Origin of the sequence: Streptomyces sp. NPDC029216 (assembly GCF_040648015.1) — a bacterium.
Classification (GTDB): domain Bacteria; phylum Actinomycetota; class Actinomycetes; order Streptomycetales; family Streptomycetaceae; genus Streptomyces.
On sequence record NZ_JBEZWL010000059.1, the window covers coordinates 1 to 25,077 of the forward strand.

Genomic DNA, 25,077 nt, shown 5'->3' on the forward strand with positions numbered 1-25,077 from the left:
CGCCACGGGGTCCCCGCCCCCCCCCCCCCCCGGCGGGCGGGCCCGGGCCCCCACCGCCCCGCGCCCGGCCCTGATCCGCATCCCCTAAGCGGCCTCCTCCCACGGCCAGTCGGCGTTCCGGCCGCCCTCGATCAGGGAGACCATGCGGAACGCCGCGTCCGTGAGCCCGCCGAAGGTGTGCCGGTTCGCCGCCCCGGAGGGGGCGTGGCCCACCCGGTACCCGGCGAGGTTCCACGTGTAGACGGGGACCTTCTCAGGCACCACGGCCGTCGGGTCGCCGCCGTAGTGGTACGTGGCCTGCTCGTCGGTGACGATCAGGACCCGGTCGTGGCCCTTGTAGTGCCGGCGCACGGCCTCCGCGGTGTTCGTACCGCCGAGGCTCCCGAACCGCTCCAGCACCTTGAGCACCGACTCGCCCCGCCGGTACGCGACCTCCTTGCTCCCGGTCCCGAACTGCACCAGGTCCGCCCGCTCGGCCCGCAGGGCCAGCGCCGCGCCGAAGACGGCGGCCGCGTCGGCCCGGTTGAGCTGCGAGCGCGCCGACAGCGGCGACCACATCGACCCGGAGCGGTCGACCAGGACCAGCGTCCGCCCGGGCAGCTCCGGCACGTTGGCCAGCGAATGCCCGAGCGCCTTCTCCAGCGGGTACGACCAGCGCAGCGAGGGCGCGTGCTGGTACGCGGCCAGGTAGCGGAAGGGGAACTGCCGCGACCGGGCGACCGACTCCGGATCGCTCACCTTCGCCGCGACCCGCTCCGCCACCGCGTCCGAGACCCCGGCCTGGTCGAAGTTGCGCAGGTTCCGCAGCAGGGCCATCGCGCCCATCGACGGGATGACCGCCTCCCACGCGGCCGCGTCCATGGGCCCCTGGAGCCAGCCGGCCAGCGCCTCCCACGTCATGCCCGCCTCCGCGAGCCGCTCGGCGCCGTCCCCGGCGGTGACCACGGCCCTGCGCCGCTCCACCGGCAGCTCCATGAGCTCCCGGTGGGCGGTCAGGGTGCGGTTGCCGGCCGGCACCTCGGCGGTCTCGGGGTGGTGGCGCCGGTCGAGGGCGTACCGGAACAGCTCGCCCTGCCAGGGCTTGGCCGGGTCGGGCGAGGCGTGCACCAGGTTCAGCACGTCACCGAAGCGGTAGCCCTTGGAGGCCGTGTCGTACTTCAGCAGCGAGGCACCGGAGTAGAGCCGGCGCACGGCGTCGGCGATGCCGCGCTTCACGGGCTTGGGCACGTTCCGGCCGTACGCGGCCGTCCAGTAGGCCAGCAGCTCTCCCGGCTCGTCGGCGCGCAGCAGCACCGAGTCCACGACCTGCCGGTTCGAGGGGCCCTCCGTCGCACCGGCGTCGAGGCGCGCCTTGACGTACTCGGCGGCGCCGACGAGGGAGGCCGTACGCATGCTGCCGTCGCGGCGCAGCCAGCGCAGCAGGCCGGCGGTCCACTCCGGATCCTCGACGGCGAGCCTGCGCACCAGCGCGGTGTAGCGGTCGTCGCGCTCCCCGCCGGCTTCGTAGGCGGTGTCCTGCGTGACGAAGTTGGCGACGGCCAGCAGGAACAGCTCGGAGCGGGCGTCGCGGAGGAAGCCGGGGCTGCCGTGGTGGTTGGCGGCGCGCCGGCCCGTGGAGCGCACGGGCGAGGCGGGCGCGGTCTTGGACGCGCGCTGGTTGAAACGAGCCATGTGAATCCCCCCGAATTCATGGGCGCAGAGGCAGAAGAGGGGGGAGGCGTGCCGTGTGGGGGATGCCCGAGGTCAGGGTCGGCGGCGGTACATATATGCCCGGCGAGCTTCCAAGCTGCTCCACCGGCCCTCGCCCTCGCGGGTGTCGGGCCGGGTGGGATTCGAACCCACGACCTCCGGGTCCCCGAAGTAACCGTCGCCTGCGCACCGGGCATCCCCCACGCGGGCCTCCCGAGATCAGAAGTGGCTGCGGCGTGATTTCTGCAAGAAGTAGCCGCTGCCGGGCGCACCGGGAGGTGCGTGACGAAAAGTGTCCAGAGAACAAGGCCGGCGAAACCACAAGGTGCTCTGCCAACTGAGCTACACCGGCACGAGTACCGGTGGCGGGACTCGAACCCGCGACCACCCGATGAGTAGTCGAAGTAGGTCTCGCCTTCGCACCTGGACACCCACGACGTTAGGTCCCGCCCCGGGGACCCCGCCACGTATTTACGAGGCCCCCGGTCCCTCAGGAGGCCCCTTCACGCAGCCGGGTCCGCGCCTCCATCAGCGCGAAGCCCAGCAGGTTCAGGCCCCGCCAGCTCGCCGGGTCCAGGACGCGGTCGTCGTCCGGGGGCAGCCCGATGCCCCAGATGCGGTCCACCGGGCTCGCCTCCACCAGCACCCGCGACCCCGTACCCAGCAGGTACGCGCGCAGCGCCGGGTCGGAGCCGAACTTGTGCACGCTGCCCGCCACGACCAGCGCGAACCGCTCCCGCTCCCATATCGCCTCGTCGAAGCCGCGCACCAGCCGCCCGGCGTTCTTGGCCTGGGCCGGAGTCCTCGCCTCCAGCGCCGCCCGCTCCGCCTCCGGGTCCTCGAACAGACGGGCCTTTCCGGCCATCATCCAGTGCTCGGCCGTCGCGTAGCGGACGTCACCCACAGTGAAGGGCGACGGCCACCACTGGCTCAGACAGCTCGGCCCCAGGCTCCCGTCGGGCCGCGGCCGGTGCCCCCAGAAGGGCAGGAACTTCACCCGCTCACCACGGCTGACCTGCCGGATCAAGGCGTCGATCTTCTCCATGCACGCGAGTCTGTCAGCCACCACTGACACTTCGTACGGGATTTGCGGCGCGCCTCGACACATGGTCGACCGATTCCGTCGCGTAATCAAAAGGCAACAACGGAATCCCTTGGCGGAGGGGAAGCCCTCTGTCAGGATCGGCACTCAATTCGAGCTGTACCTACGGAGAGCGTGAGAGCGTGATGGGTAACCGCTTCCAGGTCAAGGACCGCTTCGCAGACGGCGCGCAGTACATCGACGGCCGGCTCCGGGCCGGCACCTCGGGGCGGTCGCACACCGTGGTCGACCCCGCCACCGGCCAGGAGGTGCTCACCTATGAGCTGGCCGGTCCGGCCGACGTGGACGAGGCCGTCGCCGCCGCCAAGCGGGCCTTCCCGGCCTGGTCGGCCGCCACCCCCGGCGAGCGCTCGGACGCCCTGCACCGGCTGGCCGCCGTACTCACCCAGCAGGCGGAGGACTTCGCGTACGCCGAGTCCCTGCAGTGCGGCAAGCCGCTCAAGCTGTCCACCGAGTTCGACGTCCCCGGGACCATCGACAACACCGCCTTCTTCGCCGGCGCGGCCCGCCACCTCCAGGGCCAGGCGGCCGGCGAGTACTCCGGCGACCACACCTCCTACGTACGCCGCGAGGCCATCGGCGTGGTCGGCTCCATCGCCCCCTGGAACTACCCCCTCCAGATGGCCGCCTGGAAGATCCTCCCGGCCGTCGCCGCGGGCAACACCATCGTCCTCAAGCCCGCCGAGCTCACCCCCCTAACCTCCCTGATGTTCGCCCAGGCGGCCCGGGAGGCCGGCATCCCCGACGGGGTGATCAACATCGTCACCGGCGCCGGCCGCGACGCGGGCGAGCACCTGGTCGGCCACCCCGACGTGGTCATGACCTCCTTCACCGGCTCCACCGCCGTCGGCAAGCGGGTCGCCGAGATCGCCACCGCCACCGTCAAGCGGCTCCACCTGGAGCTCGGCGGCAAGGCCCCCTTCGTGGTGTTCGACGACGCCGACGTGGAGGCCGCCGCCCACGGCGCCGTCGCCGCCTCCCTCATCAACACCGGCCAGGACTGCACCGCCGCCACCCGCGCCTACGTCCAGCGCCCCCTGTTCGACGCCTTCACCGCCCGCGTCGCCGAGCTGATGGAGACCGTCCGCCTGGGCGACCCCTTCGCCGCCTCCACCGACCTCGGCCCGCTGGTCTCCCACGCCCAGCGCGACCGCGTCGCCGCCTTCGTCGAGCGCGCCCGCGCGTACGCCACCGTCGTCACCGGCGGCGAGATCCCCCGGGGGGAGCTGGCCGAGGGCGCCTACTACCGGCCCACCCTGATCACCGGCGCCGCCCAGGACAGCGAGGCCGTCCAGTCCGAGATCTTCGGCCCGGTCCTCGTCGCCCTGCCCTTCGACACCGACGACGAGGGCCTCGCCCTGGCCAACGACACCCCGTACGGCCTCGCCGCCTCCGCCTGGACCCGGGACCTCTACCGGGCGGGCCGGGCCACCCGCGAGCTCAAGGCCGGCTGCGTCTGGGTCAACGACCACATCCCGATCATCAGTGAGATGCCGCACGGAGGCTACAAGGCGAGTGGCTTCGGAAAGGACATGAGCTCGTACTCTTTCGAGGAATACACGCAGGTCAAGCACGTGATGTACGACAACACCGCGGTAGCCGCCAAGGACTGGCACCGCACGATCTTCGGGGACCGATAGCAACCGCCGCCCGACCAGCGGCCCTCCCTCCCGAAAGGGCAACGCGCATGGAGCAGTTCGAGCCCGACCGCCTCTCGGCGGCGCAACTCGCCGCGATGCGGCGCAGTCTCACCAGTGGCCGCGGCGCCCTCACCCGCCGCTCGCTGCTGCGCGCCTCCGGAGCCGGGGCGCTCACCCTGGGCGGCCTCGCCGCCCTCACCGCCTGCGGAATCCCGCCCGCCAAGCGCGAGGGCCAGGCGGCACCGTCCGACGACCACTCGGCCCAGGAGAAGGAGATCAACTTCTCCAACTGGACCGAGTACATGGACACGAGCGACGACGAGAAGTCCCGCCCGACGCTGGAGGCGTTCGCCAAGCGCACCGGCATAGAGGTCAAGTACACCGAGGACATCAACGACAACGTCGAGTTCTTCGGCAAGATCCGCCCGCAGCTCGCGGCCGGCCAGGACACCGGCCGCGACCTGATCGTGGTCACCGACTGGCTCGCCGCCCGCATCATCCGCCTCGGCTGGGCGCAGAAGCTGGACCCGTCGAACCTCCCCCACGCCTACGCCAACCTGATCCCCCAGTTCCGCAACCCCGACTGGGACCCGGGCCGCGCCCACAGCTACCCCTGGACCGGCATCGACACCGTCATCGCCTACAACGCCAAGGCCACCGGCGGCAAGAAGGTCGACTCCGTCACCCAGCTGCTCGACGACCCCACCCTCAAGGGCCGCGTCGGCTTCCTCACCGAGATGCGCGACACCGTCGGCATGACCCTCCTCGACCAGGGCAAGGACCCGGCGAAGTTCACCACCGCGGACTACGACGCCGCCATCGGCCGCCTCCAGAAGGGCGTGGACACCAAGCAGATCCGCCGCTTCACCGGCAACGACTACACCGCTGACCTCGACAAGGGCGACCTGGCGGCCTGCCTCGCCTGGGCGGGCGACGTCATCCAGCTCCAGGCCGGCAACCCCGACATCCAATACGCCATCCCGGCCGCCGGCTACATCACCTCCAGCGACAACCTGCTGGTCCCCGCCAAGGCCCGCCACAAGGCCAACGCCGAAAAGCTCATCGACTACTACTACGAGCCCGAAGTGGCAGCGCAGCTGGCCGCGTTCATCAGCTACGTGTGCCCGGTCGACGGGGTCAAGGACGAGCTCGCCAAGATCAAGCCGGAGCTCGCGGACAACCCGCTGATCGTCCCGGACAAGGAGATGGCCGCCAAGGCCCACGCCTTCCGCTCCCTCAGCAGCGAGGAAGAGACGGCGTTCGAGGAGAAGTTCGCCAAGCTCATCGGCGCCTGACCGGCCCCCCACCGGCCGCCGACCGCGCCCCGTCCCCCTCCCACGACACACCACCGAAGGCCCAGGCCCATGACCGACAGCACCGCGAGCGGCGACGTCCGCCTCGCCGGGATCAGCAAGCACTACGGCTCCTTCACCGCCGTGCACCCGCTGGACCTCACCATCCCCCAGGGCTCCTTCTTCGCCCTGCTCGGCGCCTCGGGATGCGGGAAGACCACCACCCTGCGCATGATCGCCGGCCTGGAGGAGCCCTCCACCGGCACCATCGGCCTGGGCGACCGCGAGGTCACCCACCTGCCGCCGTACAAGCGCCCGGTGAACACCGTGTTCCAGAGCTACGCGCTCTTCCCGCACATGGACATCTTCGAGAACATCGCGTTCGGCCTGCGCCGCCGCGGCATCAAGTCGGTCAAGAAGCAGGTCGACGACATGATCGACCTCGTCCAGCTCGGCGAGCACGCCCGCAAGAAGCCCCACCAGCTCTCCGGCGGACAGCAGCAGCGCGTGGCCGTCGCCCGTGCCCTCATCAACCACCCCCAGGTCCTCCTGCTCGACGAGCCCCTCGGCGCCCTCGACCTCAAGCTGCGCCGCCAGATGCAGCTGGAGCTCAAGCGGATCCAGACCGAGGTCGGCATCACCTTCGTGCACGTCACGCACGACCAGGAGGAGGCCATGACCATGGCCGACACGGTCGCCGTGATGAACGGCGGCCGCGTCGAGCAGCTGGGCGCCCCCGCCGAGCTCTACGAGAACCCGCGCACCACCTTCGTCGCGAACTTCCTCGGCACCTCCAACCTGATCGAGGCCTCGGTGGAGTCCACCGGTACGGACGTCGCCGTCTCGGCCTCGGGCGCCACGCTCCGGCTGCCCGCCGCACGGTGTTCGACCACGCCCCGCACCGGCGGAAAGCTGCTGGTCGGCGTGCGCCCCGAGAAGATCTCACTGGTCCCGGCCGAGGAGGAGCACACCATCGCGGCCGGCCGCAACAAGATCACGGGGAAGATCGCCGACTCCTCCTTCATCGGCGTCTCCACCCAGTACGTGATCGACAGCCGGGTCTGCCCCGAGCTGGAGGTCTACGTCCAGAACATCGAGCGCGACGCCCGCCTGGTCCCCGGCGCCGAGGTCGTCCTGCACTGGAACCCCGAGCACACCTTCGGCCTCGACGCCAACATGGACATCGAGGCGGGCATCGAGACCGTCGAGGAGAGCGCGTGACCGCCACCGCCGCGCCCCCGCAGGCCGCCGCCCCGCCCGAGCCCCCGGTCCACCGGGCCTCGCTGCGCAAGCGCCTGATCCCGTACTGGCTGCTGCTGCCCGGCATCCTCTGGCTGCTCGTCTTCTTCGTGCTGCCGATGGTCTACCAGGCCTCCACCTCGGTGCAGACCGGCTCCCTCGAAGAGGGCTTCAAGGTCACCTGGCACTTCCAGACCTACTGGGACGCCTTCACCGAGTACCTCCCGCAGTTCCTGCGCTCCCTGGTCTACGCCGGCACCGCGACGGTCCTGTGCCTGCTGCTGGGCTACCCGCTGGCCTACCTGATCGCCTTCCGGGCGGGCCGCTGGCGAAACCTCCTGCTGGTTCTCGTCATCGCCCCGTTCTTCACCAGCTTCCTGATCCGCACCCTGGCCTGGAAGACGATCCTGGCCGACGGCGGCCCGGTGGTCAGCGCCCTCAACGCGGTCGGTTTCCTCGACGTCACCACCTGGCTCGGCATGACCGAGGGGAACCGGGTGCTGGCCACGCCGCTCGCCGTCGTCTGCGGCCTGACGTACAACTTCCTCCCCTTCATGATCCTGCCGCTCTACACCTCGCTGGAGCGCATCGACGCCCGCCTCCACGAGGCCGCCGGCGACCTGTACGCCACCCCGGCCACGGTGTTCCGCAAGGTGACCTTCCCGCTCTCGATGCCGGGCGTGGTCTCCGGGACCCTGCTGACCTTCATCCCCGCGAGCGGCGACTACGTCAACGCGGAGCTGCTCGGCTCCACGGACACCCGGATGATCGGCAACGTCATCCAGTCGCAGTACCTGCGGATCCTCGATTACCCGACGGCGGCCGCGCTGTCCTTCATCCTCATGGCCATCGTGCTGATCATGGTCACCGTCTACATCCGCCGAGCGGGAACGGAGGACCTGGTCTGATGCGTTGGCTCCGCCGCAATCTCGTCGTCATCGCGGGCCTCGGCACGCTCGCCTACATGATCCTGCCGAACGTCGTCGTGACGGTGTTCTCCTTCAACAACCCCACCGGCCGCTTCAACTACGCCTGGCAGGAGTTCTCCCTCGACGCCTGGAAGGACCCCTGCGGGGTCGCCGACCTGTGCGGCTCCCTCGCGCTCTCCCTCCAGATCGCCCTGTGGGCCACCATCGGCGCCACCGCCCTCGGCACCGCCATAGCCTTCGCGCTGGTGCGCTACCGCTTCCGGGCGCGCGGGGCGGTCAACTCGCTGATCTTCCTGCCGATGGCCATGCCCGAGATCGTGATGGCCGCCTCGCTGCTCGCCCTGTTCCTCAACATGGGCATCCAGCTGGGCTTCTGGACCATCCTGATCGCGCACGTGATGTTCTGCCTCAGCTTCGTCGTCGCCGCCGTCAAGGCGCGCGTCCTGTCGATGGACCCGAGGCTGGAGGAGGCCGCCCGCGACCTCTACGCCGGACCGGTGCAGACCTTCCTGCGCGTCACCCTGCCGATCGCGGCCCCCGGTATCGCGGCGGGTGCGCTGCTGTCCTTCGCGCTCTCGTTCGACGACTTCATCATCACCAACTTCAACTCGGGCAACACCGTCACCTTCCCCATGTTCGTGTGGGGCTCGGCCCAGCGCGGTACGCCCGTCCAGATCAACGTCATCGGCACGGCGATGTTCGTCATCGCGGTGCTGGTGGTCCTCGCCGGCCAGTGGGCCGGCAACCGCCGCAAGAAGGCACAACCGAAGTAGATCCCCCGTAGGGAGTTGGAAGCCATGGCCCCAGTCGCCATGCGTAGTGTTGCGAAATCCCTTTCCGAAGCGAAGCCGGTCTCGTACTGGCTGGACGACCCCGGCCGCCCCGACCCGCAGCCGGCCCTCACCTCCGACGAGCGCTGCGACCTGCTGGTCGTCGGAGGCGGATACAGCGGGCTGTGGACCGCGCTCCTCGCCAAGGAGCGCGACCCCGGCCGGGACGTCGTACTGATCGAGAGCAAGGAGGCGGGCTGGGCCGCCTCCGGCCGCAACGGCGGTTTCTGCGCGGCCTCCCTCACCCACGGCTTCGCCAACGGCCTCGCCCGCTGGCCCGGCGAGCTGGCCAAGCTGGAGGAGCTCGGCGCCCGCAACCTCGACGCCATCGAGGAGGCGGTCGCCCGCTACGGCATCGACTGCGACTTCGAGCGCACCGGCGAGATCGACGTGGCCACCGAGCCGCACCAGGTCGAGGAGCTGCGCGAACTGTACGAGGAGGCCCGGCGGCTCGGCCTCGCGGACGGCTCCGAATGGCTGGAGGGCGAGGCCCTGCGCGCGGAGGTCGACTCGCCCACCTTCCTCGCCGGCCTGTGGGACCGCGACGGCGTCGCCATGCTCAACCCCGCCAAGCTGGCCTGGGGTCTGAAGCGGGCCTGCCTGGAGCAGGGCGTGCGGATCTACGAGAACACCCGCGGCCTGAAGATGGCGCGGGCCGGACGCGGGATGACGGTGGAGACCCCGTACGGCACGATCCTGGCCCGCCGGGTCGCCCTGGGCACCAACATCTTCCCGTCGCTGGTCAAGCGCGTGCGCCCGTTCACCGTCCCGGTCTACGACTACGCGCTGATGACCGAGCCGCTGACCGAGGAGCAGCTGGCCTCCGTCGGCTGGAAGAACCGGCCGGGGCTGGGCGACAGCGCCAACCAGTTCCACTACTTCCGCATCACCAAGGACAACCGGATCCTGTGGGGCGGCTACGACGCGATCTACCCCTACCGGGGCAAGCTCGACTCGGAGTACGACCACCGCCCGGAGACCTACCTCAAGCTGGCGGAGCACTTCTTCACCGCCTTCCCGCAGCTGGAGGGCCTGCGCTTCAGCCACGCCTGGGGCGGGGCCATCGACACCTGCTCCCGCTTCTCGGCGTTCTTCGGCACCGCCCACTCCGGCCGGGTCGCCTACGCGGCCGGGTACACCGGGCTCGGGGTGGGCGCGACCCGCTTCGGCGCGGACGTGATGCTGGACCTGCTGGACGGGCTCTCCACCGAGCGCACCCGGCTGGAGATGGTCAGGTCCAAGCCGATGCCGTTCCCGCCCGAACCGCTCGCCTGGACCGGGATCGCCCTCACCAAGTGGTCGCTGGCCCGCGCCGACGCCCGGGGCGGCCACCGCAACCTGTGGCTCAAGGCCCTGGACCGCTTCGGCCTCGGCTTCGACAGCTGAGGACGCCGGCCGGCGCGCCCCGGCACACACCCGCGCCGGGTGGTGAGCCGCTTCACCTGCTCGGAGTAACGCAACCCGCGTCATAGATCCGCCCGGCCCCGTTCTCTCCCGGTGAGAAACCCTCACCTCGCGAGACGAACGGAGGCCGGGCGATGGCGTTCCCGGGGACCAGGACGGCAGTGGAGTGGCTGGCGGCGGCGGCGCCGGATCCGGAGGCCTGCCGGTGGGAGTGGGAGCGCGGCCCCCTCGGGGTGGCCCTGCTGCCCGCCGGCCGGCAGTGGGACCTGCTGATCGTCCCGGGGGAGCTGGGCGCGGCCGCCCTCGGCGTCCTGCGGATGCTGCCCGCCCCGCCCGGCCCCGTCCTCGCCGCCCCCCGCACCGCCCGCCTGGGCTTCTTCGTACCCCCCGGGACCGCCTCCCGCTGGATCGGCACGGGCGTACGGGGAGCGGGGCGCGGCAGCTGGATCGCGGTCCCGTACCCCGGCCGGACGACGGCCGGCCCGCGCTGGCTGGAATTCCCGGACGGCCGGGGCACCCTCACCGACCCGGCGCTGCTGGAGCTCGCGCTGCACGAGGCGGCGGCCAGGGCCCTGACGGGGGAGCGGTGACCTTCGGCGGCCGGGGGTTCAGCCGGAACTGCGACGCCTGCTCCGGCCGACCGCCCACCGCACGCCCAGCAGCAGCGGGGTGCACATCAGGAGGCTGGCCAGCACGTCCAGAGGCCAGTGGAAGCCGCGCAGGACCAGCCCCGTCGCGGTCAGGGCCGTCAGGGCGGCCGCGGCGGGGAGGGGCCAGGGGCGGCGGGTGTGCGGGGTGAGGAGGAGGGCCGCGGCCGTGTAGGCCGTCAGGGCCGTCGCCGTGTGGCCCGAGGGGTAGTAGCCGGCGGCCCAGGGCTCCAGCGGGCCCGGGCGGGCGGTCCACTCCTTGAGGGGGACGATCAGCGCCGGGACCAGGGCCATCGCCAGAGCGGCCGCGAGCGCGGCGAAGCGGTGGCCGCGCCGGACGGCGTACGCCATGGCCAGGGCGAGGACGGGGAGGGCGACCGGGACGTTCCCGAGGTCCGCGAGGCGTTCGGTGACGGCGTCGGGGACGGTGCGCACCAGGGCGCGGCTCAGCGCCCGGTCCGGGGACAGCAACGGGCCCCCGACGAGGACCTGCCAGGTGATCAGGCCGAAGAGGGCGGCGCTCAGTCCTGCCAGGAGGAGGGGGAGGAAAGAGGCCGGCCGTCCCGGAACAGGGGGGATGGTTCCGGGACGGCCGCCCGGATCGGGTTGCCGTACGCCCCGGGGGGTTTGGGGCGGACGGCCGTCCGATCGGAGAGGAGTGTGCGCGAACGCAAGCCCAGTACGGCGCTGGGGAAGCCCGGTACCGGTATCGCCCCCGGTTGCCCGGGAGCGGTCTGTCTCACTCATCTGCAGAAACCGTACGGCAGCCGAGGGGGGACCGACAGCAGGAACGGCCTCTTGTCATCGGCCCCCCACAGCTTCTTCACAGTGCCCGACCGTTACCGGCGGTACCGGCGGGCTCTGTGTTCGGCGGCTCGCTCAGACGTCCGTGCCGATGGCCGCGAAGGCCGCCTCGATGAGGTCCAGGCCCTCGTTCAGCAGCTCGTCGCTGATGACCAGCGGCGGCAGGAAGCGGAGCACGTTGCCGTAGGTGCCGCAGGTGAGGACGAGCAGGCCCTCGGCGTGGCAGGCCTTGGCGAGCGCGCCGGCCGCCTCCGGGAACGGGGTCTTGGACGCGGGGTCCTTGACGAGCTCGATCGCGATCATGGCGCCGCGGCCGCGGATGTCGCCGATGATGTCGTACTTCTCCTGCATCGCGGACAGGCGCGACTTCATGAGGGACTCGATGTTCTTCGCCTTGGCGTTGAGGTCGAGCTCCTTCATGGTCTCGATGGAGCCGAGCGCACCGGCGCAGGCCACCGGGTTGCCGCCGTAGGTGCCGCCCAGGCCGCCCGCGTGCGCGGCGTCCATGATCTCGGCGCGGCCCGTCACGGCGGCGAGCGGCAGACCGCCCGCGATGCCCTTGGCGGTGGTGATCAGGTCCGGGACGATGCCCTCGTCCTCGCACGCGAACCACTGGCCGGTGCGGCAGAAGCCGGACTGGATCTCGTCGGCGACGAAGACGATGCCGTTCTCGTTGGCGAACTTCACGATCGCCGGCAGGAAGCCCTTGGCCGGCTCGATGAAGCCGCCCTCGCCGAGGACCGGCTCGATGATGATCGCGGCGACGTTCTCGGCGCCGATCTGCTTGGTGATGTTGTCGATCGCCTGGGCGGCGGCCTCGGGGCCGCAGTTCTCGGCGCCGGTGGGCCAGCGGTAGCCGTAGGCGACCGGGACGCGGTAGACCTCGGGGGCGAACGGACCGAAGCCGTGCTTGTACGGCATGTTCTTCGCCGTCAGCGCCATCGTGAGGTTCGTACGGCCGTGGTAGCCGTGGTCGAAGACGACGACGGCCTGGCGCTTGGTGTACGCACGGGCGATCTTGACGGCGTTCTCGACGGCCTCGGCGCCCGAGTTGAACAGGGCCGACTTCTTCGCGTGGGTGCCCGGGGTCAGCTCGGCGAGGGCCTCGCAGACCTCGACGTAGCCCTCGTAGGGGGTGACCATGAAGCAGGTGTGGGTGAAGTCGGCGAGCTGCGCGGAGGCGCGGCGCACGACGGCCTCGGCGGAGGCGCCGACGGAGGTCACGGCGATGCCGGAGCCGAAGTCGATCAGGCGGTTGCCGTCGACGTCCTCGATGATGCCGCCGCCCGCGCGGGCCGTGAAGACGGGGAGCACGGAGCCCACGCCGCCGGCCACCGTCTCAAGGCGGCGGGCCTGCAGCTCCTGCGACTTGGGGCCGGGGATCGCGGTGACGATGCGGCGCTCCTGCGGGACAGCGGTCATAGAGGGCTCCCTGGGGGGTGTTTTCGGACGCACTTGTGTCTTTGTCCGCAGGCTAGGCCCGGGGGAGGGGGTAAGGCATGCTCCGTTAGGGAGTGGTGACCGCGTGTCCTTGTCCGTGACGGCCATAGGAACGAAACGGCGCGGGGGCCGTGGATCAGGCCGGGGTACGGGCCCAAGTGGCGGGCCGGGCACTAGATTGAGCGCCGCGGTGTTACAGGGAACGGCAGGGGGCAGGGGTTCATGGACAGCGAGGGCACCAACGAGGGACGGGCGACCCGGGCGGGACACGTCCCCCACCCGTCCGCACCCACCACGGCCCCGCCGAAACCACGGCACGCGCCGGCCGTCGGCGCCCCGCTGGAGGAGTGGCTCCGCACGCCGCGCCCGCAGGCCGAACCGGGGGTGTGGCGCTTCGGGTACGTACCGCGCAAGGGCAGCGCGACGGACCCCGTCGGCGACCGGTCGCTGCTCAGCGGGGCGGTCATCTCGTTCCTGGCGTGCGTGCTGGTCTGGTCCCTGATCACCAACAACTACATCCCCTACACCGACCTTCCGGTGAAGCTGTTCACCCCGCGTGACTGGTGGAAGCCGCTGGACGGCGGTCCGGTGGACGGCCGCGGCACCGCTGCCCTCCAGGCGTACGTGCTCCTGGTGACGGCCGTGCTGGTGGTCTGGTTCAGCCGTCTCGGCTCCTGGAGCCTGGCCTTCGAACGGCTCGTCGCGGCCCGCGGACCGCGGGCCAGGGTGGCCGGTGCGACGGCCGGGGCGCTCTTCGTGGCGCTGCTGATCTGGACGAACACACTGACCGTGCTGGGGCTGGTCGGCGGGCACCTGCCCTACGAGGACATGAGCCCGGGCACGGTCAACCTGGTCACCCTCCTCGTGTACGCGGTCGTCTTCGCGCCGGTCGTCGTCTTCTTCGTCCGGCTGGCCCGCAGGTCCGGCCCCGACGAGCGCTCCAGGACCGCCCCTGTATCCGTGGCGGAGCCCGTGGCAGACCCCGTCGGCTGGCCCGAGTTGCGGGATGCCGGGCTTGGGGGGGAGGCCGAGCGGCTTGGGGGGGAGGTGCGGGGCGGGCGGATGAACGATGTGGACTACGCGCGGATCCGGCGGGCCTGGGAGGGCGTGCGCGCCGACCCCGCCCGGCTGTCGGCCTTCGCCGAAGCCGTCCGCGACAAGGGTGCCGCCGCCTGCGTCCACCCCTCCGGGGACCGGGACCTCCCGGTACGGGCCGCCCGGCACGACCTCCTCGCCCGCCAGGTGCTGCTCGGCACCGTCGAGGACGGGGAGCGCAACCCCAACGCCCGCCGCGGCACCGGCCTCGCCCTCGGCCCCGACGTGCTCGGGACCTCCCTGCTGGCCGTCGGCCCCTCCGGCAGCGGCAAGACCGCCCGCCTCGTGCGGCCCGTCGTCGAGTCGCTCGCGCTCCAGGCACTGGCCGGGCAGGCCGCCGTCATCGCCGTCGGCGCGGCCGGGTCCCGGCTCGGCCCCGACGAGTCCTACGACATCGTGGTCCGCGTCGGCGACCCCGACTCCGTCCACGACCTCGACCTCTACGGCGGCACCGGCGACGCCGACGAAGCCGCCGCCCTCCTCGCCGAGGCCCTCGTCGCCGACGCCCCCGGTGCCGACGTGCGCCGCGCCGCCACCGCCCTCGCCCAGCTGCTGGGCCCCTTCCGGGCGGCGCACGGCCGCTTCCCCTCGGTGCCCGAGCTGCGCGAGCTGCTCGACGGGGTGCCCACCGCCGTGACCTCCCTGCGCCAGGCCCTCGAAGGGGCCGGGAACCAGGCGATGCTCCGCGAGCTCGACGCGCGCGAGCGCCAGTACGGGGCCCACGGCGACCCCGGCCCGGCCCTCGCCGACCGGATCGCCCTGCTCGACCGGCCCGCCTTCGCCGGCTTCTTCGACACCACCGGACGGGGGCGCCCCTTCTCGCTGCGCGCCCTCGAACACCCCGTCCGGGTCCGCGTGGACCTGCCCGAGCGCGGGCACGCCGACGCCTCCCGGATGCTGGCCCGGCTGCTGCTCGCCCAGTTCAACGCCTCCGCCGCCGCCCGCGCCGACCGCTCGCTGTTCGCCTTCCTCGCCCTCGACGACGCCTCGCACACCCTGACCCCGGAGACCGTCCGGGGCATCCAGCGGCTGCGCTCGGCGAACGCCGGGGTCCTGCTCGCGCTGCGCTCGCTGGACGACGTACCGGAGGCCCTGCGGACCCCGCTGCTCGGGGCGGTCGGCTGCCGGATGGCCTTCTCCGGGGTGACCACCTGGGACGGGCAGCGCTTCGCCGAGGCCTGGGGCACCGAGTGGGTCGAGACCCGCGACGTCACCCACCGGACCGTCTTCGCCGACCAGCCGCTGACCCGGGCCATCCACGCCTTCCGCAAGATGGTCACCGGCAAGGCGGTCACCACCGACGCGGTCACCGTGCGCCAGGTGGAGCGCGAGCGCTGGTCCGCCTCCGAGCTGGCGCACGCCGTACCGCCCGGGTGCGCGGTGCTCTCGCTCACCTCCGTCCGGGGGGAACGAGAGGCTCCGCTTTTGCTCCGGCTGGCCGGAACGGGCTGAGGGGACCCGTACGGGGTGGCAGAATCGAGAGGGGTCGTTCATACGACTTGGAGAAGTCCCCGGAGGGGGAGAGCCCACGATCGAGAACACCCCGCCCGCTGAATCCTGCCGTCCCCCGAAGGCCCCTGGTACCCGATGCCGCTCACCCTCGCCTCGCTCGTCCAGCACTCGGCGCTCAAGCTCAGCGTCCGGGCGGGGGAGAGCCGCCTCGACACCCCCGTGCGCTGGGCCCACGTCAGCGAGCTCGCCGACCCCGTCCCCTATATGGAGGGCGGCGAGCTGCTGCTCATCACCGCCATGAAGCTGGACGCCGAGGACCCCGAGGAGATGCGGCGCTACGTACGGCGCCTCGCCGCCGCCGGGGTCGTCGGCATCGGCTTCGCCGTCGGCGTCAACTACGAGGCGGTCCCCGACGCGCTGGTCCAGGCCGCCCGGGAGGAGGACCTGCCGCTGCTGGAGGTGCCCCGGCGCACCCCCTTCCTCGCCATCAGCAAGGCCGTGTCGGCGGCCCTCGCGGCCGACCAGTACCGGGCCGTGACCGCCGGCTTCGAGGCGCAGCGGGAGCTCACCCGGGCCGCGCTGTCCTCCGACGGCCCGGCCGACCTGCTGACGAAGCTGGCGGCCCACGTGCACGGCTGGGCCGCGCTGTACGACACCTCCGGCGCCGTCGTCGCCGCCGCGCCCGACTGGGCCGCGCGGCGGGCCGCCCGGCTCACCCCCGACGTGGAGCGGCTGCGCGAGCGGCCGGCGCCCGCGAGCGCGGTGGTGGGCGGCGCGGAGGACCGGGTCGAGCTCCAGTCGCTGGGCACCGGCCGGCGGGCCCGGGGCGCGCTCGCCGTGGGGACGGCGGCCCCGCTGGGCACCGCCGAGCGGTACGCGGTGCACTCCGCCGTCGCCCTGCTGACCCTGACCACGGAACGTTCGCGGTCCCTGCACGACGCCGAGTCCCGGCTGGGTGCGGCGGTGCTGCGGATGCTGCTGGAGGGGGAGGCCGACCATGCCCGGGCGGTGGCCGGGGACCTGTACGGGGCCCTGCTGGAGGCGCCGTTCCGGATCGTCGTCGCGGAGCCGGCCCTGCCGGGGACGGCCCAGCCGGAAGGGCTGGCGCTGCTGGCCGACGCGGTGGAGTCGGCGGCCTCGCGGACCGGGGAGGCGCTGCTGGTGGTGCCGGAGCCCGGACGGCTGGTGGTGCTCGCCGCCGACGGGGGAGCGGCGGTGCAGGCGTGCGCGGACCACGCGGAGGCGCTGGAGTCCCGGCGCGGGCGCGAGGCGTCGGGGCCGGAGCCGGACGAACTGGTCGTGGGGCTCTCGGCTCCCGCCGGGCCGGAGGGCGTGGCCGCGGCCTTCAAACAGGCCGACCAGGCGCTGGCCGTGGCCCGGCGGCGGGGGCGCCCGCTGGTCGAGCACGAGGACCTGGCGGCGGGGTCGGTACTGCCGCTGCTGGCGGACGACGCGGTGCGGGCGTTCGCGGAGGGCACGCTGAGGGCCCTGCGGGAGCACGACGCGACCGGGCGGGGGGATCTGGTGGCCTCGCTGCAGGCGTGGCTCGCGCGGCACGGGCAGTGGGACGCGGCGGCGGCGGACCTGGGGGTGCACCGGCATACGCTCCGCTACCGGATGAAGCGGGTCGAGGAGATCCTCGGGCGCTCCCTGGACGACCCGGACGTCCGCATGGAGCTGTGGCTCGCCCTGAAGGCCACCCCGGCCCAGCGCTGACCCTCCCGGGGGGCGGGTGTGCCGCTGCGCGGGGCCGCGCAAACGCCGGCGGGGCTGAATCAGCCGCGCGAGCGGCGCGTCCAAGAAGGGACAGTGACAAAGCGGCGCAGGCGGCAACGGCCGTGCTCCAACGCGGCTAAACACCGAAAGCCCGCCGGAGTCCTACCGTGGTGGGGACAAGGACCACCGCACACACCGAAGGGCCGGGATTCGCATGACTTCCACCCACGCCTTCTGGCTGGCCGGCCGCCAGGCCACCGGCGAGGACAGCTTCGACGTCCACAACCCGTGGGACGGCCGTCTCGTCGGCACCGTCAGCGTGCCCACCGACGCCCAGGTGGAAGAGGCCGTGGCCGCGGCGTACGCCGTGACGGCGGAGTTCTCCGCGACCCCCGCGCACGTACGCGCCGCCGCCCTGGACCACGTGTCCAAGCGCCTCGTCGAGCGCACCGAGGAGATCGCCCAGCTGATCTCCGCCGAGAACGGCAAGCCGATCAAGTGGGCGCGCGGTGAGGTCGGCCGTGCGGTGTCCGTGTTCCGCTTCGCCGCCGAAGAGGCCCGCCGCTTCAACGGCGGAGAGGCCCAGCGCCTGGACACCGACGCCGGCGGCGTCGGCCGCCTGGCCCTGACCCGCCGCTTCGTCAAGGGTCCCGTCCTCGGCATCGCGCCGTTCAACTTCCCGCTGAACCTGTGCGCCCACAAGGTGGCCCCGGCCATCGCCGTCGGCGCGCCGATCATCCTGAAGCCGGCCCCGGCCACCCCGCTCTCCGGTCTGATCCTCGGCGAGCTGCTCGCCGAGACCGACCTCCCGGCCGGTTCCTGGTCGGTCCTGCCGGTCGCCAACGACAAGATGCCGGCCCTGGTCAAGGACGACCGCCTCCCGGTCATCTCCTTCACCGGCTCCGACACCGTCGGCTACGCCATCCAGCAGTCGGTGCCCCACAAGCACTGCACCCTGGAGCTCGGCGGCAACGCCGCGGCCGTGGTCCTCGCCGACTGGTCCTCCGACGCCGACCTCGACTGGGCCGCGACCCGTATCGCGACCTTCTCGAACTACCAGGCCGGCCAGTCCTGCATCTCCGTGCAGCGCGTGATCGCCGACGCCTCCGTCTACGACCGCCTCGTCGAGAAGGTCGTCGCGAAGGTCCAGGCCCAGGTCACCGGCGACCCCGCCGACGACGCCACCGACGTCGGCCCGCTGGTCTCCGAGGACGCCGCCAAGCGCGTCGAGTCCTGGGTGGACGAGGCCGTCTCCGCCGGCGCCAAGCTGCTCACCGGCGGCAAGCGCGACGGCGCCACGGTCGAGCCGACCGTCCTGGCCGAGGTCCCGGCCGCCGTCAAGCTCGCCACCGAAGAGGTCTTCGGCCCGGTCCTGACCATCACCCGGGTCGAGAACACCGACGAGGCGTTCGCCGCCGTCAACGACTCGAAGTTCGGCCTGCAGACCGGCGTCTTCACCCGCGACGTCCAGGTCGCCTTCCGCGCCCACCGCGAGCTGGAGGTCGGCGGCGTGATCATCGGCGACGCCCCCTCGTACCGGGCCGACCAGATGCCGTACGGCGGCGTCAAGCAGTCCGGCGTGGGCCGCGAGGGCGTCCGCTACGCGATGGACGACTACACGTACGAGCGCGTCCTGGTCCTCACGGGCCTCGACATCTGACCGACTCGTACGGTCACAGACCGACGGCCGGAGCCTACTGTGCGGGGGCTCCGGCCGTCCCCCTTTTGCCGCGCCCCCCGAATCCCCGGCGCCCGAAACGGGTACGACTCACAGGCAACCGATCGGCAGCCCCCGATGCGGCGAGGTGAGGACCCGGATGTCGGCAACACAGCCCGTACAGCCCAAGGTGACCGAGCGCGAGGCACGGCAGGTCGCGGAAGCGGCCCGGGAGCAGGACTGGCGCAAACCCAGTTTCGCCAAGGAGCTCTTCCTCGGCCGCTTCCGGCTCGACCTGATCCACCCCCACCCGCTCCCCGCCGACGAGGACGTCCGGCGCGGCGAGGCCTTCCTGGCCCGGATGCGGGAGTTCTGCGAGAACGAGATCGACGGGCAGCGCATCGAGCGCGAGGCGCGGATCCCCGACGAGACCGTGCGCGGGCTCAAGGAGCTCGGCGCCCTCGGCATGAAGATCAGCCCCGAGTACGGGGGCCTGGGCCTCACCCAGGTCTACTACAACAAGGCGCTCGCCCTCGTCGGCTCCGTCAGCCCGGCCATCGGCGCCCTGCTCTCCGCCCACCAGTCCATCGGCGTGCCCCAGCCGCTGAAGATGTTCGGCACCAAGGAGCAGAAGGACGCCTACCTGCCCCGCTGCGCCACCACCGCGATCAGCGCCTTCCTGCTCACCGAGCCCGACGTGGGCTCCGACCCGGCCCGCCTGGCCACCACCGCCGTCCCGGACCCCGAGGACCCGGACACCTACGTCCTCGACGGGGTGAAGCTGTGGACCACCAACGGGGTGGTCGCCGACCTGCTCGTGGTGATGGCCCGGGTCCCGAAGGCGGAGGGCCGCCGGGGCGGGATCACCGCCTTCGTCGTCGAGGCCGACTCGCCCGGGATCACCGTCGAGCACCGCAACGCCTTCATGGGGCTGCGCGGCCTGGAGAACGGCGTCACCCGCTTCCACCGCGTCCGGGTGCCCGCCTCCCAGCGCATCGGCCCCGAGGGCGCCGGGCTCAAGATCGCGCTCACCACCCTCAACACCGGACGGCTGTCGCTGCCCGCCATGTGCGTCGGCGCCGGCAAGTGGTGCCTGAAGATCGCCCGCGAATGGTCCGGGGTCCGCGAGCAGTGGGGCCGCCCGGTCGCCCGGCACGAGGCCGTCGGCGCCAAGATCTCCTTCATCGCGGCCACCACCTTCGCCCTGGAGGCGGTCGTGGACCTCGCCTCCCAGATGGCCGACGAGGACCGCAACGACATCCGCATCGAGGCCGCCCTCGCCAAGCTCTACGGCTCCGAGATGGCCTGCCTGATGGCCGACGAGCTGGTGCAGATCCGCGGCGGACGCGGCTTCGAGACCGCCGAGTCGCTGGCCGCCCGCGGCGAGCGGGCCGTGCCCGCCGAGCAGCTGCTGCGCGACCTGCGCATCAACCGGATCTTCGAGGGCTCCACCGAGATCATGCACCTGCTGATCGCCCGCGAGGCCGTCGACGCCCACCTCTCCGTCGCCGGCGACCTCATCGACCCCGACAAGGCCCTCGGCGACAAGGCGAAGGCGGGCGCCCGCGCGGCCGGCTTCTACGCCCGCTGGCTGCCCAAACTCGCCGCCGGCCCCGGCCAGGTCCCCGGCACCTACCGCGAGTTCCACCCGGCCGGCCACCCCGACCTCGCCACCCACCTGCGCTACGTCGAGCGCGGCGCCCGCAAACTCGCCCGCTCCACCTTCTACGCCATGTCCCGCTGGCAGGGCCGCATGGAGACCAAGCAGGGCTTCCTCGGGCGGATCGTCGACATCGGCGCCGAGCTCTTCGCGATGAGCGCGGCCTGCGTGCGCGCCGAGCACCTGCGCGCCACCGGCGACCACGGCCGCGAGGCCTACCAGCTGGCCGACGCCTTCTGCCGGCAGTCCCGGCTGCGCGTCGAGGAGCTCTTCGGCCGCCTGTGGGCCAACACCGACGACCTCGACCGCAAGGTCGTCCAAGGCGTCCTCTCCGGCACCTACACCTGGCTGGAGGAGGGCGTCCTCGACCCCTCCGGCGACGGCCCCTGGATCGCCGACGCCGCCCCCGGCCCGTCCACCGTGAAAAACGTTCACCGTCCCCTGCGCTGACCTGCCATCATCGGCAGTGTTCGGACGGATGTACGAGCACGGGAACGAGCGCGAGGCGGGCGAGGACGATGCCGACGGCCGAGGAGGACCGGGCCAGCCGAAGGCTGGCCCGGTGCGTGGCGCACCTGCTGCGCCACGCACCGCACCACGTCGTCGCCGCCCTCCTCGACCGGCTCGACGAGCCCACCCGCAAGTACCTCTGCCGCGACCAGTGGCTGCCCGCCGCCGCCGTCACCCTGCTGCTGCGCCACGGCACCGACGCCGACCGGCACTACATCGCCCGCAACCCGCACGTCGTCGGCCGCCCGCTGCCCGGCCTGCCCGGCCCCGCGCTGTACGCCGCCCGCAAGCCCTCCCCCGAGCTGCTCCGCGAGGTCGGCCCCGGCCCCTTCACCACCGAAGAGCTGACCGCCCTGCTGCGCCGCCACGGCCGCCGCCCCCGCACCGCGCTGATCCTGCTGCGCATGCCGCACGACCTCGACACGGAGCGGCTGCTGCACGAGCACGCCCGCGCCCCGCTGCCGCCCGGCGCCGTCGAGGCGCTGCTGCTGGCGGGCGGCCTGCCCCGCAGCGCGCGCCTCGCCCTGCTCGACGCGCGCGCCGGGGGGACGTACGGCCGCCACTGGTACCGGCCCGCCGTCCGCGCCGTCCGCATGGGCCTGCTGACCTGCGACGAGCTCGTCACCCACGTCGCCCCCGCCGCCCGCACCCTGCTCCTCGGCCACCTCCCCGTCACCCGCGGCCTGCGCTGGAGCCTGCCCGAACAGGCCGAGATGCAGTCGGCCGTGCACCGCGCCCTGCGCCCCCGCCTCGGCGAGGACCCCCGGCTGTGGGCCGAGCTGCCCCGCCGGGCCGCCGGCTTCCCCGGCACCCTGCCCGAGCTGGCGGCCGCGCTGGCCGCGGGCACCCCGGCCGTGCCCGGCGCCGTACGGCACGACCCGGCACTGGCCCGCGCCGTACGCCACCTCGCGCCCGAGACGGCTCACGCCGAGCCGGCCGGGGCCTGGGAGCGCGAGCTGGCCCTGGTGAGCCTGGCCGTGCCCATGGACACCGCCGCGGAGGACATCCGCTGGGTCCGCGACTGCCTGGACCGCGGCCTGCTCACCGGCGCCGACGTCATCCGGCACAAGGTCCCCGCCTGCTGGGCGCTCGACGAGGACCAGTGGCTCGGCGAGATCGGCCACCCCGACCGCCACGACCGGCCCGCCGCCGTGCTCGCCGCCCGCGCCGAGGCCGACCGGCTCTTCGACGCGGCCCTCGGCGACGACGTCGAGGCCTGGTGGCGCGCCGCCCGGGCCCTGCCCGACTTCGCCGGCACCCTCCCCGAACTCCTCGCCCGGGTCACGGACGGGGACTCCGTGTCCAAGCGCCCCTGAGGAGCGGCAACAATGGGGGGCATGAGCGACAGTCCAGCCCCCCTCGCCGACCCGCACCTCCTCTTCGACGCCGCGGCCGGCCGCCGGGACATCGTCATCCTCGGGTCGACCGGGTCCATCGGCACCCAGGCCATCGACCTCGCCCTGCGCAACCCGGACCGCTTCCGGGTCACCGCCCTGTCCGCCGCCGGCGGCCGCGTGGAGCTGCTGGCCGAGCAGGCCCGCAAGCTGCGGGTGCGGGCCGTGGCCGTCGCCCGCGAGGACGCCGTACCGGCCCTGAAGGAGGCGCTGGGCGCCGCGTACGGGCCCTCCGAGCCGCTGCCCGAGATCCTCGCAGGCCCCGACGCGGCCACCGAACTCGCCGCCTCGCCCTGCCACACCGTCCTCAACGGCATCACCGGCTCCATCGGTCTCGCGCCCACCCTCGCCGCGCTCCGCGCCGGCCGCACCCTCGCCCTCGCCAACAAGGAGTCGCTGATCGTCGGCGGCCCGCTGGTCAAGGAGCTCGCGCAGCCCGGCCAGATCATCCCGGTGGACTCCGAGCACGCCGCGCTCTTCCAGGCCCTCGCCGCCGGCACCCGCGCCGACGTCCGCAAGCTCGTGGTCACCGCCTCCGGCGGCCCCTTCCGCGGCCGCACCCGTGCGGAGCTGGCCTCGGTCACCGTCCAGGACGCCCTCGCGCACCCCACCTGGGCCATGGGCCCGGTCATCACGGTCAACTCGGCGACCCTGGTCAACAAGGGCCTGGAGGTCATCGAGGCTCACCTGCTCTACGACATCCCCTTCGACCGCATCGAGGTCGTGGTCCACCCGCAGTCCTACGTCCACTCGATGGTCGAGTTCTCGGACGGCTCAACGCTCGCCCAGGCCACCCCGCCGGACATGCGCGGCCCCATCGCGATCGGCCTCGGCTGGCCGCAGCGGGTCCCCGACGCGGCCCCCGCCTTCGACTGGACCAAGGCCTCCACCTGGGAGTTCTTCCCGCTGGACACCGAGGCCTTCCCGTCCGTGGGCCTGGCCCGGCACGTCGGCACCCTGGGCGGGACCGCCCCCGCCGTGTTCAACGCCGCGAACGAGGAGTGCGTCGAGGCCTTCCTCGCCGGACGGCTGCCATTCACAGCAATCATGGATACGGTCTCCGCAGCGGTCGATGAGCACGGGACGCCGCGGACGGGAACTTCCCTGACCGTCCAGGACGTCCTCGAAGCGGAGACCTGGGCCAGGGCCCGGGCACGGGAGATGGCGGCGTCGGCCGCCGTGGAGGCAGGCGCATGACGGCTTTGATGACGGTGCTCGGGGTCGTGCTCTTCGCGTTCGGCCTGCTGGTCTCGATCGCCTGGCACGAGCTCGGCCACCTTTCCACGGCCAAGCTCTTCGGCATCCGGGTGCCGCAGTACATGGTCGGCTTCGGGCCGACCATCTGGTCGAGGACGAAGGGCGAGACCGAGTACGGCATCAAGGCCATCCCGATGGGCGGCTACATCCGCATGATCGGGATGTTCCCGCCCGGCGACGACGGCAAGGTCACCGCCCGCTCGACCTCGCCGTTCCGGTCGATGATCGAGGACGCGCGCTCGGCCGCGTACGAGGAGCTCCAGCCCGGCGACGAGAGCCGGCTCTTCTACACGCGCAGGCCCTGGAAGCGCGTCATCGTGATGTTCGCCGGCCCGTTCATGAACCTGGTCCTGGCCGTGGCGATCTTCCTCACCACCCTGATGACCTTCGGGCTGAACACCCAGACCACCGTCGTCAGCTCGGTCTCCGACTGCGTCATCCAGCAGAGCGAGAAGCGCGACAAGTGCGCCGCCGGCGACCCGGCCGCCCCGGCCAAGGCCGCCGGGCTGCAGGCACAGGACAAGATCATCGCCTTCAACGGCCGCCCGGTGAACGACTGGTCCGTCCTCCAGAAGGACATCCGCGCCACCGTCGGCCCCGCGACCATCACCGTCGAGCGGGCCGGCAAGCGCCTCGACCTGCACGCCAACCTGATCGAGAACAAGGTCGCCAAGACCGACGCCGACGGCCGGTACGTCAAGGACCAGTACGTCACCGCCGGATTCCTCGGCTTCGCCCCCGCCGTCGGCTACGTCCCGCAGACCTTCGGCCAGTCCGTCGACCGCATGGGCGAGATGATGGAGGCCGGCGTCCAGTCCCTCGTCGACCTCCCCGGCAAGGTCCCGGACCTGTGGAACGCCGCCTTCAACGGGGCCGAGCGCAAGCAGGACAGCCCCATGGGCGTCGTCGGCGCGGCCCGCGTGAGCAGCCAGATCTTCAACCTCGACATCCCCGCCCAGTACCAGCTGGTCTTCTTCCTCAACCTGCTGGCCGGCTTCAACCTCTCGCTGTTCCTGTTCAACATGCTCCCGCTGCTCCCGCTCGACGGCGGCCACATCGCCGGCGCCCTGTGGGAGTCCGTCCGCCGCACCGTCGCGAAGGTCTTCCGCCGCGCCGACCCCGGCCCCTTCGACGTGGCGAAGCTGATGCCCGCCGCGTACGTGGTCGCCGGCGTCTTCGTCTGCTTCACCCTGCTGGTCCTCGTCGCCGACGTGGTCAACCCGATCAAGATCAGTTAGCGCCGGAGCCGGGCACGCACCGTGCCCGGCTCCCTACGTTCGGGTGGCGCCGACCCCTCGGATGCGTGGGGCACGCGCGCAT

The 25,077-nt window shown here is 72.6% G+C and carries 18 protein-coding genes; 14 read left to right on the forward strand and 4 right to left on the reverse strand.

Features of this window, described 5'->3' with window-relative positions; all coding sequences use genetic code 11:
• Positions 1-84: 84 nt before the first annotated feature.
• Positions 85-1,671 carry a TROVE domain-containing protein gene (locus AB0F18_RS21390; RefSeq protein ID WP_362062967.1) on the reverse strand — a complete coding sequence of 529 codons (1,587 nt, stop codon included), beginning with the start codon at positions 1,669-1,671 and terminating at the stop codon, positions 85-87.
• Between the two features lie 508 nt (positions 1,672-2,179).
• On the reverse strand, positions 2,180-2,734 hold the full coding sequence (locus AB0F18_RS21395; protein ID WP_362062968.1) for an NADAR family protein: 555 nt from the start codon (positions 2,732-2,734) through the stop codon (positions 2,180-2,182).
• Positions 2,735-2,916: 182 nt separating this feature from the next.
• Between AB0F18_RS21395 and AB0F18_RS21400 the strand changes: the two genes are divergently transcribed.
• The 7 genes from AB0F18_RS21400 (at position 2,917) to AB0F18_RS21430 (ending at position 10,715) form a co-directional block, all read left to right on the forward strand.
• Positions 2,917-4,431: a gamma-aminobutyraldehyde dehydrogenase gene (locus tag AB0F18_RS21400; RefSeq protein WP_362063028.1), complete on the forward strand. Its 1,515-nt coding sequence runs from the start codon at positions 2,917-2,919 to the stop codon at positions 4,429-4,431.
• 47 nt (positions 4,432-4,478) lie between these two features.
• Positions 4,479-5,726: a spermidine/putrescine ABC transporter substrate-binding protein gene (locus AB0F18_RS21405; protein WP_362062970.1), complete on the forward strand. Its 1,248-nt coding sequence runs from the start codon at positions 4,479-4,481 to the stop codon at positions 5,724-5,726.
• Positions 5,727-5,795: 69 nt separating this feature from the next.
• Positions 5,796-6,944: an ABC transporter ATP-binding protein gene (locus tag AB0F18_RS21410; RefSeq protein WP_362062972.1), complete on the forward strand. Its 1,149-nt coding sequence runs from the start codon at positions 5,796-5,798 to the stop codon at positions 6,942-6,944.
• Positions 6,941-7,870, forward strand: a complete 930-nt coding sequence (locus tag AB0F18_RS21415; protein WP_362062974.1) for an ABC transporter permease — start codon at positions 6,941-6,943, stop codon at positions 7,868-7,870. The genes AB0F18_RS21410 and AB0F18_RS21415 overlap by 4 nt, the downstream gene beginning before the upstream one ends.
• Positions 7,870-8,664, forward strand: coding sequence for an ABC transporter permease (locus AB0F18_RS21420; protein WP_362062976.1), 795 nt, complete (start codon positions 7,870-7,872; stop codon positions 8,662-8,664). Before AB0F18_RS21415 ends, AB0F18_RS21420 begins: the two co-directional genes overlap by 1 nt.
• Before the next feature lie 24 nt (positions 8,665-8,688).
• On the forward strand, positions 8,689-10,107 hold the full coding sequence (locus AB0F18_RS21425) for an FAD-dependent oxidoreductase (protein WP_362062978.1): 1,419 nt from the start codon (positions 8,689-8,691) through the stop codon (positions 10,105-10,107).
• 152 nt (positions 10,108-10,259) lie between these two features.
• Positions 10,260-10,715, forward strand: coding sequence for a hypothetical protein (locus tag AB0F18_RS21430; protein ID WP_362062980.1), 456 nt, complete (start codon positions 10,260-10,262; stop codon positions 10,713-10,715).
• A gap of 18 nt (positions 10,716-10,733) precedes the next feature.
• Here the strand turns inward: AB0F18_RS21430 and AB0F18_RS21435 are convergent, their stop codons facing one another.
• Together AB0F18_RS21435 and gabT are read right to left on the reverse strand one after the other, a co-directional pair.
• On the reverse strand, positions 10,734-11,243 hold the full coding sequence (locus tag AB0F18_RS21435; RefSeq protein ID WP_362062982.1) for a phosphatase PAP2 family protein: 510 nt from the start codon (positions 11,241-11,243) through the stop codon (positions 10,734-10,736).
• Positions 11,244-11,651: 408 nt separating this feature from the next.
• Positions 11,652-12,998: a 4-aminobutyrate--2-oxoglutarate transaminase gene (gabT, locus tag AB0F18_RS21440; protein ID WP_362062984.1), complete on the reverse strand. Its 1,347-nt coding sequence runs from the start codon at positions 12,996-12,998 to the stop codon at positions 11,652-11,654.
• A gap of 240 nt (positions 12,999-13,238) precedes the next feature.
• On the opposite strand from gabT, the gene AB0F18_RS21445 reads away from it, so the two are divergent.
• From AB0F18_RS21445 to AB0F18_RS21475, 7 genes are all read left to right on the forward strand, one after another.
• A complete protein-coding gene (locus AB0F18_RS21445) occupies positions 13,239-15,563 on the forward strand; it encodes an ATP/GTP-binding protein (protein WP_362062986.1) in 2,325 nt (774 codons plus the stop codon).
• Positions 15,564-15,698: 135 nt separating this feature from the next.
• Positions 15,699-17,279: a PucR family transcriptional regulator ligand-binding domain-containing protein gene (locus AB0F18_RS21450; protein WP_362062988.1), complete on the forward strand. Its 1,581-nt coding sequence runs from the start codon at positions 15,699-15,701 to the stop codon at positions 17,277-17,279.
• 214 nt (positions 17,280-17,493) lie between these two features.
• Positions 17,494-18,939, forward strand: coding sequence for an aldehyde dehydrogenase family protein (locus AB0F18_RS21455; RefSeq protein ID WP_362062990.1), 1,446 nt, complete (start codon positions 17,494-17,496; stop codon positions 18,937-18,939).
• Positions 18,940-19,096: 157 nt separating this feature from the next.
• Positions 19,097-21,046, forward strand: coding sequence for an acyl-CoA dehydrogenase family protein (locus tag AB0F18_RS21460; RefSeq protein WP_362062992.1), 1,950 nt, complete (start codon positions 19,097-19,099; stop codon positions 21,044-21,046).
• 68 nt (positions 21,047-21,114) lie between these two features.
• A complete protein-coding gene (locus AB0F18_RS21465; protein WP_362062994.1) occupies positions 21,115-22,422 on the forward strand; it encodes a hypothetical protein in 1,308 nt (435 codons plus the stop codon).
• Positions 22,423-22,434: 12 nt separating this feature from the next.
• Entirely contained in the window at positions 22,435-23,697 is a 1,263-nt protein-coding gene (gene dxr / locus AB0F18_RS21470; RefSeq protein ID WP_362062996.1) for a 1-deoxy-D-xylulose-5-phosphate reductoisomerase, read from the forward strand.
• Positions 23,694-24,995 carry a site-2 protease family protein gene (locus AB0F18_RS21475; RefSeq protein ID WP_362062998.1) on the forward strand — a complete coding sequence of 434 codons (1,302 nt, stop codon included), beginning with the start codon at positions 23,694-23,696 and terminating at the stop codon, positions 24,993-24,995. The genes dxr and AB0F18_RS21475 overlap by 4 nt, the downstream gene beginning before the upstream one ends.
• The last annotated feature ends 82 nt before the right edge of the window (positions 24,996-25,077 follow it).